The sequence below is a fragment of the Pseudomonas sp. Sample_11 genome (assembly GCF_004307505.1).
Taxonomy (GTDB): Bacteria; Pseudomonadota; Gammaproteobacteria; order Pseudomonadales; family Pseudomonadaceae; genus Aquipseudomonas; species Aquipseudomonas atacamensis.
Map to the genome: position 1 here is coordinate 90,632 of NZ_RCOD01000078.1, position 13,555 is coordinate 104,186.

Consider the following 13,555-nt stretch of genomic DNA (forward strand, 5'->3'; position numbering starts at 1 on the left):
CGGCACTTGATCGCCTCGGCCAATGACTGGCCGGGTTCACTACATGGAATGACCTTTATGCGCCAGAAACCCGGGACACTTCGCCCATTACCGACACCGGAAACGCCGGGCACCTCGACCTCCCGCCCGATCAGCCCGGATCGTCCCATCGATCTTGATGCACGCTTGCCTGGCCGCGTCAGGCCGGACGGCTCGCTCACATCGCCGGACATTCTCGCCCGCGGTCCTCACGGCAGTCACGCCAGCCCGGAACCCGTGATAACGGTGAGCCGGATCCTTGATGCGCAGAGGCCTACTCAGCGGTCTGCCATGTCGCCGCTGGAGCCTTACCTGCAAGACATCGACGGGACTCTACGCCCGGATGCAGACGGCCTGAAAGAATACAAGGGGCGCAAGTTCGCAGACATCGCCAACGACGACGGATCGGCCGCAGGGCAGACGGTGATGGTGGCGTACCACGATCTGATCAAAGCCTGGCGCGCCAGATTGCCCAGTGAACGGACGCCATCGGGACCGCCTCTTTATCGAGTCGCGGACACTGATTTGTGGAGTTTGAACAAGCCGATCGAAGAGTACCCGCCCGACCGCTACACCCTGTATGAGTTGGCCAAGCCGCGTTCCGAGCCGGTGCCGAACGAACAAGGTTATTACGCGGTACACGAATGGGCGGAAAATCCCTATGAAGGGCAAGTGAATACTCGGCTGAATGTCGGCTTCGCATTCAAGGGCAAATACGGCCGCCTGATCAAGGCAGACCCGAGCGAAGCACGCGCGGATGCCGCCTTGCCGTTGAAGCTGGTGAACTGGACCGATGGCGAACTATGGGATGTGTACAGCCTGCGCGGCGCAGAAATTCTTGCCTTTCGTACCGAGGCCGAGGCCATCGGGGGCCCGCCGGGCTGGGCAAGACGCAGAGATATCAAAAGTCACTACAAATTCCTTCTGGATTCCATGAAATGGTCCCACCCGCAAAAGACTCGCAGTGAGTGCGCCGAGCTTTTACGCACCTACAATCTCAGCACCGCGCAACAAAAACGCTTGCGTCCGGACATGGAAAACGGCTTTCCCGCATGGGCCGAACAGCACAAAAGCCTGACCCGAAATGTGCAGGATGCCAAACGCTTCGAACCGATTGCCCAAGAGCTTGGACCCTTCAGTCTGAGACTGCGGCAAGAAGGTGAAAGCATCGAGGGTGACTTGCCGCCTGTCCAACAGCGTTACGAAGCAGACTTTTTGCAAAGCTATCTGGAACATGCCGGCTACATGCGCAACAAGCATGATTATCTTTACCGTACGGATATTCCGGCAATGTTCCGCGCCGATTTGCGCACCCCCTTCGAACTGGCGCGGGACAAACGTTTGGTGAAGTTGCGGGGCAACCCTTCCGACTCGACAACCCGGCATGCCTTCAGCTCGACGTTTTCATTGGGCAACGGCATTCAATACCTGCGTTTTGATTACTACTCCAACCCTCGGCACTACAACAGCCAGGCCAATCGCTATCCGGGGCATTTTTCCGACAGTGACTCATCCAGCGGAAATCGACACAGTTCGGGTGAAGAGTCAGACACCTCATTTGAGATGGATAATTCGCGCGATTACCCGTTGCTGCGACGCAAACAGACACATGGTTTCCTGTATGTCATCGACACCCGCGGCATCGAAGTGGTCCCACGGGTGGAAAACGTTTACCTGAACAACAGGGATTTTGATGGCGACAGCCACGAAGGACGTATTTCCATGCCCACGCGAGGCATCAGTGCCGAGCGGATATGGCTGGTGCGCTCGGACCTGAGTCGGGCGGCAAGAGTCGAGGATGTTTTCAGGAAGGCCGGAGGCGATGCCGCGGAGATCGAGGAGCACACTTGGGCTGGGGGCAATCACAACAATTCATACGATCAGTTGATCGATCGCGTAGCTGCCTCCAAGGGCCCCATAGTGAGGTTGCCCAAGGGCAGAAAAACATGTTCCAACGATATAGTCTGGCCCGTTGCTGAACATCACCGGCCGTGAAAGCCAGACGCCATTCGATAACGAATGGCGTCTGTCCTTCAATTGCGGCGTTGCGCTATTTGAGCACGCTGATCACAAACCTTGCGGGTTTTGGATTGAAGGCGTTATGCCCTGTCCCGTTGGGGTTCGCGTCGAGGAATTTGCTCATGCCATCGCTTACCTGACGATACAGCGGCTTATCTTTCGGCTCGCTGTTCAATTCGATATAAGCCGGGCCGGATGCGATATTGCTTAAAGAAGCCTTGGCCACGCCGTAGGTACTGATTGAATAAATTTGTGCCGGAGCGCTGGTGCTGACCAGCAAATTATGTGTCTTGTCTTCGATGAATAATCGCGCACCGTCAAACACGCCCGGATGGATCACTTGGATTGCGTAACAGTTACCTTCAGGAACAAACCTCAACAGCAATGGAGCATCGTCCTCATTGTCAGCCAGGGTGATAAGGGCGGATGTCCGCGAGTCGGCCAACCCCACTTCAGCATCGAGTTTTTCGCCTTGAGTTATGCGCTTGTGGCGCAGGGTCTGTTGCAGGCGTTGCTGATTAAGAACTACCGGAAGACCGTCCAGATAAAGATTGGCACTGAAGCTTTCATTGTTTACTTTTGCCAAAGACATAGAACTACCCATTGGTAAACACTCTGCTGTCATGTTCAAGACAGCGACAGAAAAGTTGAAAAAGGAAAAGGATCAGATAGCGACTGTGGCTGTTGCCGACATCCGCAGAATATCGCCATCCGGAATGTTTTCGGTTTTTCGTTTCCGCCGGGCCATTACCATGCGATCCGCATAAACCGCTGCCGCCTCAATGACGTGGCCAACGTTATGATCAGTACCGGCATGCTTCAAGATATACTTGCCAGCAATATCGTCCCAGAATGCCCGTTCATCTTCATATAAAGTCATGATTTATCCTTGTTGTTTTCAAGTTGTTCGCATCCTGCGAGCAACTTGAAATTAAGACAAAGACAAAAGCGAAACAATACTGGCAGGCAGCGCGAGTTGATTCAAAGTGAAACTAGGCGAACAGTTCGCCCTGCAGTTCATCGAGTAATGCCTGGATCGCATCCAGCCGTTGCTGTGGGTCGTCGAGTTGCAGCAGATCGATCTTGTCCTCTTCGGCAAAAGGCAACAGATAGGCAAGCTGATTGGCCAGCGCCTGTTGCCCGGCGGCTTCGGTGCCCATGTTCAACGCCTCGACCATCGGGTGTTCGGCCAGCGCCTTGAGCAGCGCGACCAGGTCGGCGTCCTCGTCCTGCAACGGTTGCTCGGGCTCGTCATCGAGCCACTCGACGTCGGCCAGAATCAGTTGATCGCGCTGCACTTCGGTGCGCAGCACAGTGAAGCGCCGTCCGCCTTGCACGCGAATGCCGAGCAGGCCGTTGTCCTGTTGCTCGAAATCGGTGATCCGCGCCTCGCAACCGACCATTGCGAAACCTTCTGGTGCCACACCGACTTCGCTGCCCTCAAGGATGCACACCACACCGAAACCGACGCCCTGCTTCATGCATCGGCCGATCATGTCGAGGTAGCGCGCCTCGAAGATCTGCAGATCGAGGTTGCAGCCGGGGAACAGCACCGTGTTCAGCGGAAAAAGCGGCAGACTCATAGACATTTCCTTACACCACCATCGACACCGCCAACGGCAGGAACACCGCCGTGGCCACGCCCATCAGACTCATTGCCAGCGCGGCGAACGCGCCGCACTCATCGTTTTCCTGCATCGCCACCGCCGTGCCGACCGCATGCGCGGTCATGCCCAGCGCCATGCCGCGCGCTTCGGGGCTGTGCACGCCGAGGCGGGTCAGCAGCGCCGGGCCGAAGATCGCGCCAATCACCCCGGTGATCAGCACGAACACCGCGGCCAGCGCCGCCACGCCGCCGATCTGCTCGGCGACCAGCATGGCGATCGGCGAGGTCACCGATTTCGGCGCCATGGTCATCAGGATCATGTGATCGGCACCGAACCACCAGCCCAGCGCCACGCCCATGCCCGTTGCGACCACCCCGCCTATCACCAGCGTAGTAAAAATCGGCCAGAACAATTGGCGGATGCGCCGCAGATTCAAATAGAGCGGCACCGCCAGCGCCACCGTGGCCGGCCCCAGCAGAATGCTGAGGATCTCGGTGCTCTTGCGGTACTCCGCGTAAGTCAGGCCGCAGCCGACCAGCACACCGATCACCAACAACATGGAGACCAGCACCGGTTGCAGAAAGATCCAGCGGGTTTTCTCGAACGCCGCCAGCACCAGTTGATAGGCGCCGAGGGTGATGCCAATGCCGAACAACGGATGATGAATCACCGACGCCCACGCCCCTTGCCAGTCAAACAGCATCAGGACTCCTCCGCCGGCGGCGCGTGACGTTTGACCAGCCGCTGCATGAGCACGCCGGCAAAGGCCATCGACAGGATCAGCGAGACCACCAGCGCGCCGACAATCGCCCAGAAATCCGCAGCAATCGCCGTGGCATACACCATCACGCCCACCGCCGGCGGCACCAGCAGCAACGGCAGATAACGCAGCAGACTGCCCGCTGCCTGATTCAACGGCTCGCCGACTTCACCGCGAATGATCAGGAACGCCAGCAACAGCAGCAGCCCGATGATCGGCCCCGGCAATATCGGCAACAGCAAATGATTGAGCGCGGTGCCAAGCAATTGGAACAGCACCAGCAGGGTCAGGCCACGTAACAACATCCGACATCTCCGTCTTACATTTTCAGCCAGCAGGGGCTCGGCATTATAAGCATGCCGGCGCTATGGACCGGCATTCGCCAAAAGCATGGTCGGTTGACCTGAGCAAATCGCCATGATGATCTACAGTGGTTCGCAGGCCGGTCAAATCCGCCCCCTGAAAAACTATAAAACCGATGAACCCAAGGAGAGTCTCAATGCCCTATGTTCCCGTTGCAGAGCTCAAAGATTATGTCGGCAAGGAACTTGGACGTTCCGAATGGCTCACCATCGATCAGGAGCGCATCAACCTGTTCGCCGAAGCCACCGGTGATTTTCAGTTCATTCACGTCGATCCGGTCAAGGCTGCGCAAACGCCGTTTGGCAGCACGATTGCCCATGGTTTCCTGTCGCTGTCGCTGATGCCAAAACTGATGGAAGACATCCTCGTGCTGCCCGAAGGCGTGAAGATGGTCGTCAACTATGGCCTGGACAGCGTGCGTTTCATCCAGCCGGTCAAGGTCAACTCGAAAGTTCGACTGAAAGTCGACATGGTCGAAGTCACCGAGAAAAAACCCGGCCAGTGGTTGCTCAAGGCTACCGCGACACTGGAGATAGAAGGCTCGGACAAACCGGCCTACATCGCCGAGCCGCTGTCACTCTGCTTCGTCTGATCATCCCGGATGCGAAGCAGCGCACGCTGTTTCGCGTCACGTCTGTATATATACGACGCATAGCTGCGGCATACTCGGTCGCCTAATTGCCCGGATCCCGCTATGCGCTCAATCGCTCGACTTGCACCCCTTGCCCTGACCCTGATGCTCACCGCTTGCGGCGACGGCGAATCGCTGTTGCCGCCGGATGCGCGCCTGCCCGATGGCGGTCGCTATCGCGGTGAACTGGTCGACGGCTTGCTGCAAGGTCAGGGCCGCGTCGACTACCCCAACGGCAGCTGGTACGCCGGAGAGTTCGACAAGGGTCAGTGGCACGGGCAGGGCGAATGGCATGGCAGCAACGGTGAGGTCTATCGCGGCCAGTTTCAGCAAGGTCTGTTCGATGGTCAGGGCAGCCTGAGCACCAACGCCAGCAGTTACACCGGTGGCTTCAAGCAGGGCCGGCGCGATGGCGAAGGTACGCTGAAAGAAAACGGCATGACCTATCGCGGCGAGTTCAAGGCTGACCAGTATTCCGGCCTCGGCCGTCTGGAAATGGACGACGGCAGCTCCTATCAAGGCCAGTTCGCCCACGGCAAACCCAACGGCGAAGGCCAGCGCGGCGATGCCAGCGGCAATTCGTTCAGCGGGCATTTCGTCAACGGCCAACTGGAAGGCAACGGCACTTACAACAGCGCCGACGGCGATATCTACGTCGGCGGTTTCAAGAACAATCAACTGCACGGCAAGGGCCGCTACGAGAACGCCGACGGCGACGTCTGGCTCGGCCAGTTCAAGGAAGGCGCGCTGACCGGCAAGGGCGAACTGATCGGCGCTGATGGCAGCCATTACATCGGTGTGTTCAATGACTGGCGCTTCACCGGCCAGGGCCGTTTGAACCTCGCCGATGGCAGCTTCTACATCGGCGGCTTCGACAACGACAGCTATTCAGGACGCGGCACTTTGGTGCTGACCGATGGCAGCGTGCTCAGCGGCACCTGGATCAATGGCCAGCGCGTGCGCGACGCCGACGGCAAATTGCTCCCCGACACCCTCGAACTCGGTTTGCTCGCCCAAGGTCGGTTGCTGGACGACGCACTGGCGGCGATTCCCGCTTCGACTCCGGCAGTCGAGTTGTACACCCTGACCCTCGGTGGCGACGGCAAGCAAAGCGTGTTCCTGCGTGAATCAGACTATGTCGCCAACATGCTCAATACGCGCTTCGGCGCCTTCGGCCAGATTCGTCTGGTCAATCATCGCGATCATCTCGGTGACCGGCCGATGGCCACCCGCGAAAACCTGCGCCGCGCCGCGCAAGCCCTTGCCGAACGCAGCGGGCCGGAAGACCTGCTGTTCATTTATCTGACCAGCCACGGCACCGCCGAGCACGAACTGGTGCTCGATCAGCCGCGCATGGAACTGGCCGACCTGCCCGCCGATGAGCTCGCCGCCGTGCTCGCGCCGCTGAAGCATCGCGACAAGGTCATCGTGATTTCTTCGTGCTATTCCGGCGGCTTCATCCCGGCGCTGAAAGACGAACGCACGCTGATCATGACCGCCTCGCGCGCCGATCGGGTGTCGTTCGGTTGCTCGGAAGAAGCCAACTTCACTTATTTCGGCGATGCGCTGTTTGCCCAGGCACTGAACCAGACCGACGACCTTGAGCAGGCATTCAAACTGGCCAAGGCCACCGTTGCCGAACGTGAGCTGGCCGACGGCTTCGAAGCCTCGGAGCCGCAGATCTGGGCGCCGAAAACCGTGCTGTCGCACTGGCAGCTGCTGCGAAAACAGCAGGCGCGCAAAGCTTTGCAAAGCAGCGCATTGAACGACGCGGCGAAAAAAGGCAACTAAGCTGAACAGTATCAAGGGAGAGACACTATGTACTTGACGCCTCAGCACGTATTGCTTGCCGGAGCCACCGGACTGACCGGTGAACATCTGCTCGACCGTTTGCTCAACGAGCCAACGATTACCCGTGTCCTCGCCCCTTCACGCCGGCCGCTGGCCGAGCATCCGCATCTGGAAAACCCGGTCGGTGACCCGCAGGCGTTTCTGCCGCAGCTCAGTGGCCGGGTCGATATCGCCTACTGCTGCCTCGGCACGACGATCAAACAGGCCGGCTCCGAAGAAGCCTTTCGCGCAGTGGATCTGGACATGGTTGTGGCGTTTGCCAAGCGCGCGCGGGAGATGGGCGCGCGGCACCTGATCGTGATCAGCGCAATCGGCGCCGATCCGAATTCCTCGGTGTTCTACAACCGGGTCAAGGGTGAAATGGAACAGGCCCTGCGCGCGCAGAACTGGCCGCAGCTGACCATTTGCCGACCTTCGCTGTTACTCGGCGAACGCACCGAACCGCGTCTGGTCGAGCAACTCGCCGGGCCGTTGTCAAAGCTGATTCCGGGCAAATACCACGGCATCGAAGCGTGCCAGTTGGCGCGAGCGATGTGGCGCCTGGCGCTGGAAGAACAGGATGGGGTGCGGGTGATCGAGTCGGATGAACTGCGCAAGTTAGGCAAATAATCCATCCGCCCATGATGATCGTTCCCACGCTCTGCGTGGGAATGCAGCCATGGACGCTCTGCGTCCTAAAAAGCGTGACGCGGAGCGTCACAGGATGCGTTACCACGCAGAGCGTGGGAACGATCAGTCGCTACAATCCACAGAGGTTGTGCGCCCCCCCTACAATCCACCAGTCGCTTGAAAACCTACGCCAATCACGGTGAGCAACGACAACGGCAACAACAGCGTATCGAGCAACGCGCTGGCCGGCAGGTCCACTCCCGGATAGCTCGGCGCCTCGGCACCGAACCGGTCCATGGCGCAGCAGCCGCCATTCAACACATACAAATCCAGGCGCGTCCCGGCGTACACCACCGGTGCGCCGGGTTTGGCCGCATCCAGCGTGCGCACGGTAGCGCATCCAGCCAATTGCAGCGCCAGCACAACTACCAGCAGCTTATTCATCGCTGCTCAGGTGATGCTCGCCCCAACGCGGCAGCATGTCTTGAGGGATGCCGAGCAGATTGAGGATCCGCGCCACAACGAAGTCGATCAGATCATCGATAGTCTGCGGCTGGTGATAGAAGCCCGGCGAGGCCGGCAGAATCGTCACGCCCAGATTCGACAGCTTGAGCATATGCTCCAGATGAATGCTCGAGTACGGCGCCTCGCGCGGCACCAGAATCAACTGACGGCGCTCTTTCAGGGTGACGTCCGCCGCGCGTTCGATCAGGTTGTTGCAGGCGCCGGTGGCAATCGCCGACAGCGTGCCGGTCGAGCACGGCACCACCACCATGGCTGCCGGCGCGCCGGAGCCGGAGGCTACCGGCGACATCCAGTCTTCCTTGCCATACACGCGAATCTGCCCGGCAGCGGCGCCGGTATATTCGGTCAGAAAGGCCTGCATCATCTGCGGCTTGTTCGGCAGGGACACGTCGGTCTCGGTGGCCATTACCAGTTGCGCAGCCTTGGAGATCAGGAAGTGCACTTCGCGATCCTCGCGCACCAGGCAATCGAGCAGGCGCAAGCCGTACTGCGCGCCGGAGGCGCCGGTCATCGCCAGGGTGATGCGCTCCGGGCCGCCGGCCTGGGAAAAAGCGTTCATTGCAGTGCCTCGGCGAGCTTGCCGTGCAGTCCGCCGAAGCCGCCGTTGCTCATGATCACCACGTGAGTACCGGGCTGCGCCTGGCTCTTCACGCGTTCGATGATGCCTTCCAGGGAATCGCTGACAATCGACGGCACCGTGCACAATGCGGCGGTGGCGCCGAGGTCCCAGCCGAGGTTGGCCGGGGCATACCAGATCACCTGATCGGCATCGACCACGCTGTCCGGCAGACCGTCACGGTGGGCGCCGAGCTTCATCGAATTGGAGCGCGGCTCGATGATCGCAATCAGTGGCGCGTCGCCGATGCGTTTGCGCAGGCCGTCGAGGGTGGTAGCGATGGCGGTCGGGTGATGAGCGAAGTCGTCGTAAATGGTGATGCCGCGCACCTCGGCGACTTTCTCCATACGCCGTTTGACGTTCTTGAACGCGCTCAACCCGGCGATGCCCATCGACGGCACCACGCCAACGTGACGCGCTGCGGCCAGAGCAGCCAAGGCGTTGGCGACGTTGTGTTGACCGGTCAATTCCCACTCGACGGTGCCTTGGGACACGCCTTCGAACATCACTTCGAACGCCGACCCGTCCTCGCTCAGTAGTTTGACCTGCCACTGACCGCCGGCACCGGTGGTTTGCACCGGGGTCCAGCAGCCCATTTCAATCACGCGCTGCAGGGCCGGCTCGGTGGTCGGATGGATGACCAACCCTTCGCTCGGAATGGTGCGCACCAAGTGATGAAACTGACGCTCGATTGCTGGTAGATCAGGGAAGATGTCGGCGTGATCGAATTCAAGGTTGTTGAGGATCGCAGTGCGCGGACGGTAGTGGACGAACTTCGAGCGCTTGTCGAAGAAGGCGCTGTCGTATTCGTCAGCCTCGATCACAAAAAACGGCGTACCGCCAAGGCGCGCCGACACCGAGAAATTCTGCGGCACGCCGCCGATGAGGAAACCCGGGCTCATGCCGGCATGTTCCAGCACCCAGGCAAGCATGCTGCTGGTGGTGGTTTTGCCATGCGTACCGGCCACGGCCAATACCCAGCGACCTTGCAGCACGTGGTCAGCCAGCCACTGCGGGCCGGAGACGTACGGCAGGCCTTTGTTCAGCACATATTCCACCGCCGGGTTGCCACGGGACATGGCATTGCCGATCACCACCAGATCCGGCGCCGGATCGAGCTGTGCCGGGTCATAACCCTGCGTCAGCTGAATGCCCTGGGCCTCGAGCTGCGTGCTCATCGGCGGATAGACGTTGGCGTCGGAGCCGGTGACGTGATGGCCCAGCTCTTTGGCCAACACCGCCATCGAGCCCATGAAAGTCCCGCAGATACCCAGAATATGAATGTGCATAGTCGACCTCGTAAAACATGGCCGCAGGTTAGCGTAGGGAGGGGGAAATGGCACTCTTTAGCTGAGGGGCGGGCCTGTTCGACCTGATCGTTCCCACGCTCTGCATGGGAATGCAGCACGGGACGCTCTGCGTCCCAAAGCGGACGCGGAGCGTCCGGGGAGGCGTTACCACGCGGAACGTGGGAACGATCAGGTCGTCAGGCAGAGCGGGCGATGCCGTGCTTGCGAAGCTTTCTGTACAGCGTATTGCGGCTGACGCCCAACTGTTCAGCGGTATGGGTCATATGCCAGCGCGTCTGCTCAAGCGCATTGAGCAATGCGACACGCTCGGCGTCGTCCAATGGCTGCCCGACAATCTGCGCCGCCACCACCGCCGGCCGCGCCTGCCGAATCATCACCGGCAAATCCTCAACGCCGACCCGCCCGCCATCACACAACGCCGCCAGCGTACGCAGGACATTGCGCAACTGCCGCACATTGCCCGGCCAATCGAACGCCAGCAGCGCCTGCCGCGCGGCTTCGTCGATCAGAATCGTTTCGCCTCCCGCCTCCTCCGCCAGGAGAAAATCCAGCAACTGCGATTTATCACTGCGCTCGCGCAACGCCGGCAACGCCACTTCCAGCCCGTTCAAGCGGTAATACAGGTCTTCACGGAAACTGCCGTCCTCGACCCGCTCGAGCAAATTGCGGTGCGTCGCACTGATGATGCGCACGTCTACCGCTTGCGGCTCGCCGCCAATCGGCACCACTTGTCGATCTTCCAGCACACGCAGCAAGCGCGTTTGCAACGCCAGTGGCATGTCGCCGATTTCGTCGAGGAACAAGGTGCCGCCATCGGCCTGTTGCAGCTTGCCGCGCATGCCGTCCTTGCGCGCGCCGGTGAAGCTGCCGCCGCGATAGCCGAACAGTTCGCTCTCGATCAGGCTTTCCGGAATGGCCGCGCAATTGAGTGCGACGAAGGCATTGCCGCAGCGCTGGCTGGCCTGGTGCACAGCCTTGGCGAACGCCTCTTTGCCCGAGCCGGTTTCGCCGTTGATCAACAGCGGCACGTCGCGCTCGAACACGCGCAGGGCTTTGCGAAATTCCGCCTGCAACGCTTCATCGCCGAGGCAGATGCCGGACAGGCGTGGCGCTGGAGCAGCGATTGGCGCTGGAACAATGGCAGTAGGTTTGCGCGATTCGCCGCGCAACACCGCGAACAGATGCCGGCCATCACGGGTGCGCAGCGGCCAACTGGCGCTGGCGTTGGCACTCGCGCGGCCAAGCAGGTCATCCAGCGAACAATCGAAAAACGCTTCCACCGGTTTACCGAGCAAACCACCGCGAATATGCCCGAGCAGGTTCAGCGCACTCTGGTTGACTGCGCTGATCCGCCCTTCGCCGTCAAACGCCAGCAGCCCTTCACTGAACAGGCCGACGGACTCGGCCTGCAGATGGAAACGCAGCAACCACTGATTGTCGAAACAGCGCAGGAAGTAGCAGCTCTCGATCATCTTCGCCGACAGATTGACCAGCGCCATGGTGTGGAACTGGCTCTGCCGCGAGACGTCCGGCCGCGCCGAAGACACATCGAGTACCGCCAGCAACTCACCATGGGGATCGAACACCGGGCTCGCCGAACAGGTCAGCCCGGTGTGGCGGCCGCGGAAATGCTCGTCCTGGTGAATGGTCAGCGCCTGACGCTCCACCAGGCAGGTACCGATGCCGTTGGTGCCTTCGCAGGCTTCGCTCCAGTCGGCGCCGAGCCAGAGACCGGCGCGCTCGAAAATCTTCCGTTCGGCCGGCGCGGTCACGCAATTGAGGATCACCCCACGCGCATCGGTCAGCAGCACCGCGTGGCCGGCGCCGGACAGTTGCTGATGCAGGCTGCTCATCTCGGTGCCGGCGATTTGCAGCACTTGTTGCAGACGTTCGCGACTTTCCAGCACCCGGCCATGCTCGAGCACGGTCGGCGCCATGGTCACAGAAGGATCAAGGTGATAGTCCTCAAGGCAACGCAGCCACGAACGGGCGATCGATGGATCGGCGCCGGGGCCGTGCAGGTGCGGTTTGCCCTGGGTGACGGTGAGAACCTGGCGGGCATGGCGACTCAAATGGTTGTCGTGCATTTCTTATTGTTCTCCCCGAGAGGTCGACGCAATCCCGTGTAGGAGCTGCCGCAGGCTGCGATCTTTTGATCTTGATCTTGAAAAACAAAAGCAAAAGATCGCAGCCTTCGGCAGCTCCTACCGGATTGCTGTTGGCTGAGGATCCCTCAGCCACCCGCGCATTGCAATGCTGGCAAGACCGCCCGGTCACGGGCTGTGCCGCAAGCGGTACAAACTGTCACCCGTGCTGTACCGAAACCGTCACGGCGCCACTCCATTCGTCCGAGACAAACCGGCCAAGCCCTTGATTTGCCTGACCTGCACGGCAGTGGCCCGAGCCTTGCTCTACGCTTATAGCAAGCGCACTTGCGCGTTTCTCTAATAAGTACAAAGCCAAGGAGAACATCATCATGCGTTACGCCCACCCCGGTACTGACGGCGCCAAAGTCTCGTTCAAGAGCAAGTACGGCAACTACATCGGCGGCGAGTTCGTCGCGCCGGTCAAAGGTCAGTACTTCACCAATACCTCGCCAGTCAATGGCCAGCCAATTGCCGAATTCCCCCGCTCCACCGCCGAAGACATCGACAAGGCGCTGGATGCTGCCCACGCCGCCGCCGATGCATGGGGCGCCACTTCGGTGCAGGCGCGCTCACTGATCCTGCTGAAAATCGCCGACCGCATCGAAGAAAACCTCGAACTGCTGGCGATCACCGAAACCTGGGACAACGGCAAAGCCATCCGTGAAACCCTCAACGCCGACATCCCCCTGGCCGCTGACCATTTCCGTTATTTCGCCGGTTGCCTGCGCGCTCAGGAAGGCAGCGCTGCGGAAATCGACGGCAATACCGTGGCTTACCACATTCACGAACCGCTGGGCGTGGTCGGCCAGATCATTCCGTGGAACTTCCCGCTGCTGATGGCCGCGTGGAAACTTGCGCCAGCGCTGGCCGCCGGTAACTGCGTGGTGCTCAAGCCTGCCGAGCAAACCCCGCTGGGCATCTGCGTGCTGATGGAGCTGATCGGCGACCTGCTGCCGCCGGGTGTGCTCAACGTCGTGCAGGGCTTCGGTAAAGAGGCAGGCGAAGCGCTGGCGACCAGCAAGCGCATCGCCAAGATTGCCTTCACCGGCTCGACCCCGGTCGGCTCGCACATCATGAAATGCGCGGCGGAAAACATCAT

Annotated in this window: 14 protein-coding genes; 5 read left to right on the top strand and 9 right to left on the bottom strand. The window is 60.4% G+C overall.

Features of this window, described 5'->3' with window-relative positions; genetic code table 11:
* Positions 1-57: 57 nt before the first annotated feature.
* On the top strand, positions 58-2,013 hold the full coding sequence (locus D8U60_RS21540) for a hypothetical protein (RefSeq protein ID WP_130900876.1): 1,956 nt from the start codon (positions 58-60) through the stop codon (positions 2,011-2,013).
* A 55-nt stretch (positions 2,014-2,068) separates the two neighbouring features.
* Here D8U60_RS21540 and D8U60_RS21545 read toward each other — a convergent pair whose 3' ends face one another.
* The 5 genes from D8U60_RS21545 to D8U60_RS21565 all read right to left on the bottom strand — a co-directional run bounded on the left by D8U60_RS21545 (position 2,069) and on the right by D8U60_RS21565 (position 4,709).
* Positions 2,069-2,629, bottom strand: a complete 561-nt coding sequence (locus D8U60_RS21545; protein WP_122610982.1) for a hypothetical protein — start codon at positions 2,627-2,629, stop codon at positions 2,069-2,071.
* A gap of 72 nt (positions 2,630-2,701) precedes the next feature.
* Positions 2,702-2,917 carry a hypothetical protein gene (locus D8U60_RS21550; RefSeq protein WP_130900877.1) on the bottom strand — a complete coding sequence of 72 codons (216 nt, stop codon included), beginning with the start codon at positions 2,915-2,917 and terminating at the stop codon, positions 2,702-2,704.
* 112 nt (positions 2,918-3,029) lie between these two features.
* Positions 3,030-3,620, bottom strand: a complete 591-nt coding sequence (locus D8U60_RS21555) for an LON peptidase substrate-binding domain-containing protein (protein WP_016773014.1) — start codon at positions 3,618-3,620, stop codon at positions 3,030-3,032.
* 10 nt (positions 3,621-3,630) lie between these two features.
* On the bottom strand, positions 3,631-4,347 hold the full coding sequence (locus D8U60_RS21560) for an LrgB family protein (RefSeq protein ID WP_016773013.1): 717 nt from the start codon (positions 4,345-4,347) through the stop codon (positions 3,631-3,633).
* Positions 4,347-4,709: a CidA/LrgA family protein gene (locus tag D8U60_RS21565; protein WP_130900878.1), complete on the bottom strand. Its 363-nt coding sequence runs from the start codon at positions 4,707-4,709 to the stop codon at positions 4,347-4,349. Before D8U60_RS21565 ends, D8U60_RS21560 begins: the two co-directional genes overlap by 1 nt.
* Before the next feature lie 194 nt (positions 4,710-4,903).
* Between D8U60_RS21565 and D8U60_RS21570 the strand changes: the two genes are divergently transcribed.
* The 3 genes from D8U60_RS21570 (at position 4,904) to D8U60_RS21580 (ending at position 7,858) form a co-directional block, all read left to right on the top strand.
* Positions 4,904-5,359, top strand: coding sequence for a MaoC family dehydratase (locus D8U60_RS21570; RefSeq protein WP_016773011.1), 456 nt, complete (start codon positions 4,904-4,906; stop codon positions 5,357-5,359).
* Between the two features lie 102 nt (positions 5,360-5,461).
* Positions 5,462-7,189, top strand: coding sequence for a C13 family peptidase (locus D8U60_RS21575; RefSeq protein ID WP_071173707.1), 1,728 nt, complete (start codon positions 5,462-5,464; stop codon positions 7,187-7,189).
* Between the two features lie 27 nt (positions 7,190-7,216).
* A complete protein-coding gene (locus tag D8U60_RS21580; RefSeq protein WP_016773010.1) occupies positions 7,217-7,858 on the top strand; it encodes an oxidoreductase in 642 nt (213 codons plus the stop codon).
* Positions 7,859-8,017: 159 nt separating this feature from the next.
* Here the strand turns inward: D8U60_RS21580 and D8U60_RS21585 are convergent, their stop codons facing one another.
* The 4 genes from D8U60_RS21585 to D8U60_RS21600 all read right to left on the bottom strand — a co-directional run bounded on the left by D8U60_RS21585 (position 8,018) and on the right by D8U60_RS21600 (position 12,396).
* Complete coding sequence (locus D8U60_RS21585; RefSeq protein WP_122700423.1) at positions 8,018-8,302, bottom strand: YceK/YidQ family lipoprotein; 285 nt, start codon at positions 8,300-8,302, stop codon at positions 8,018-8,020.
* Complete coding sequence (gene ubiX / locus D8U60_RS21590) at positions 8,295-8,942, bottom strand: flavin prenyltransferase UbiX (RefSeq protein WP_016773008.1); 648 nt, start codon at positions 8,940-8,942, stop codon at positions 8,295-8,297. The genes D8U60_RS21585 and ubiX overlap by 8 nt, the downstream gene beginning before the upstream one ends.
* A complete protein-coding gene (gene mpl / locus D8U60_RS21595; RefSeq protein WP_016773007.1) occupies positions 8,939-10,288 on the bottom strand; it encodes a UDP-N-acetylmuramate:L-alanyl-gamma-D-glutamyl-meso-diaminopimelate ligase in 1,350 nt (449 codons plus the stop codon). The genes ubiX and mpl overlap by 4 nt, the downstream gene beginning before the upstream one ends.
* 197 nt (positions 10,289-10,485) lie before the next feature.
* Positions 10,486-12,396: a sigma-54-dependent Fis family transcriptional regulator gene (locus D8U60_RS21600; RefSeq protein WP_130900879.1), complete on the bottom strand. Its 1,911-nt coding sequence runs from the start codon at positions 12,394-12,396 to the stop codon at positions 10,486-10,488.
* A gap of 389 nt (positions 12,397-12,785) precedes the next feature.
* Here D8U60_RS21600 and D8U60_RS21610 point away from each other — a divergent pair.
* Positions 12,786-13,555 (top strand): aldehyde dehydrogenase family protein (locus tag D8U60_RS21610; protein WP_130900880.1); only part of this gene is annotated, 770 nt, incomplete at its 3' end.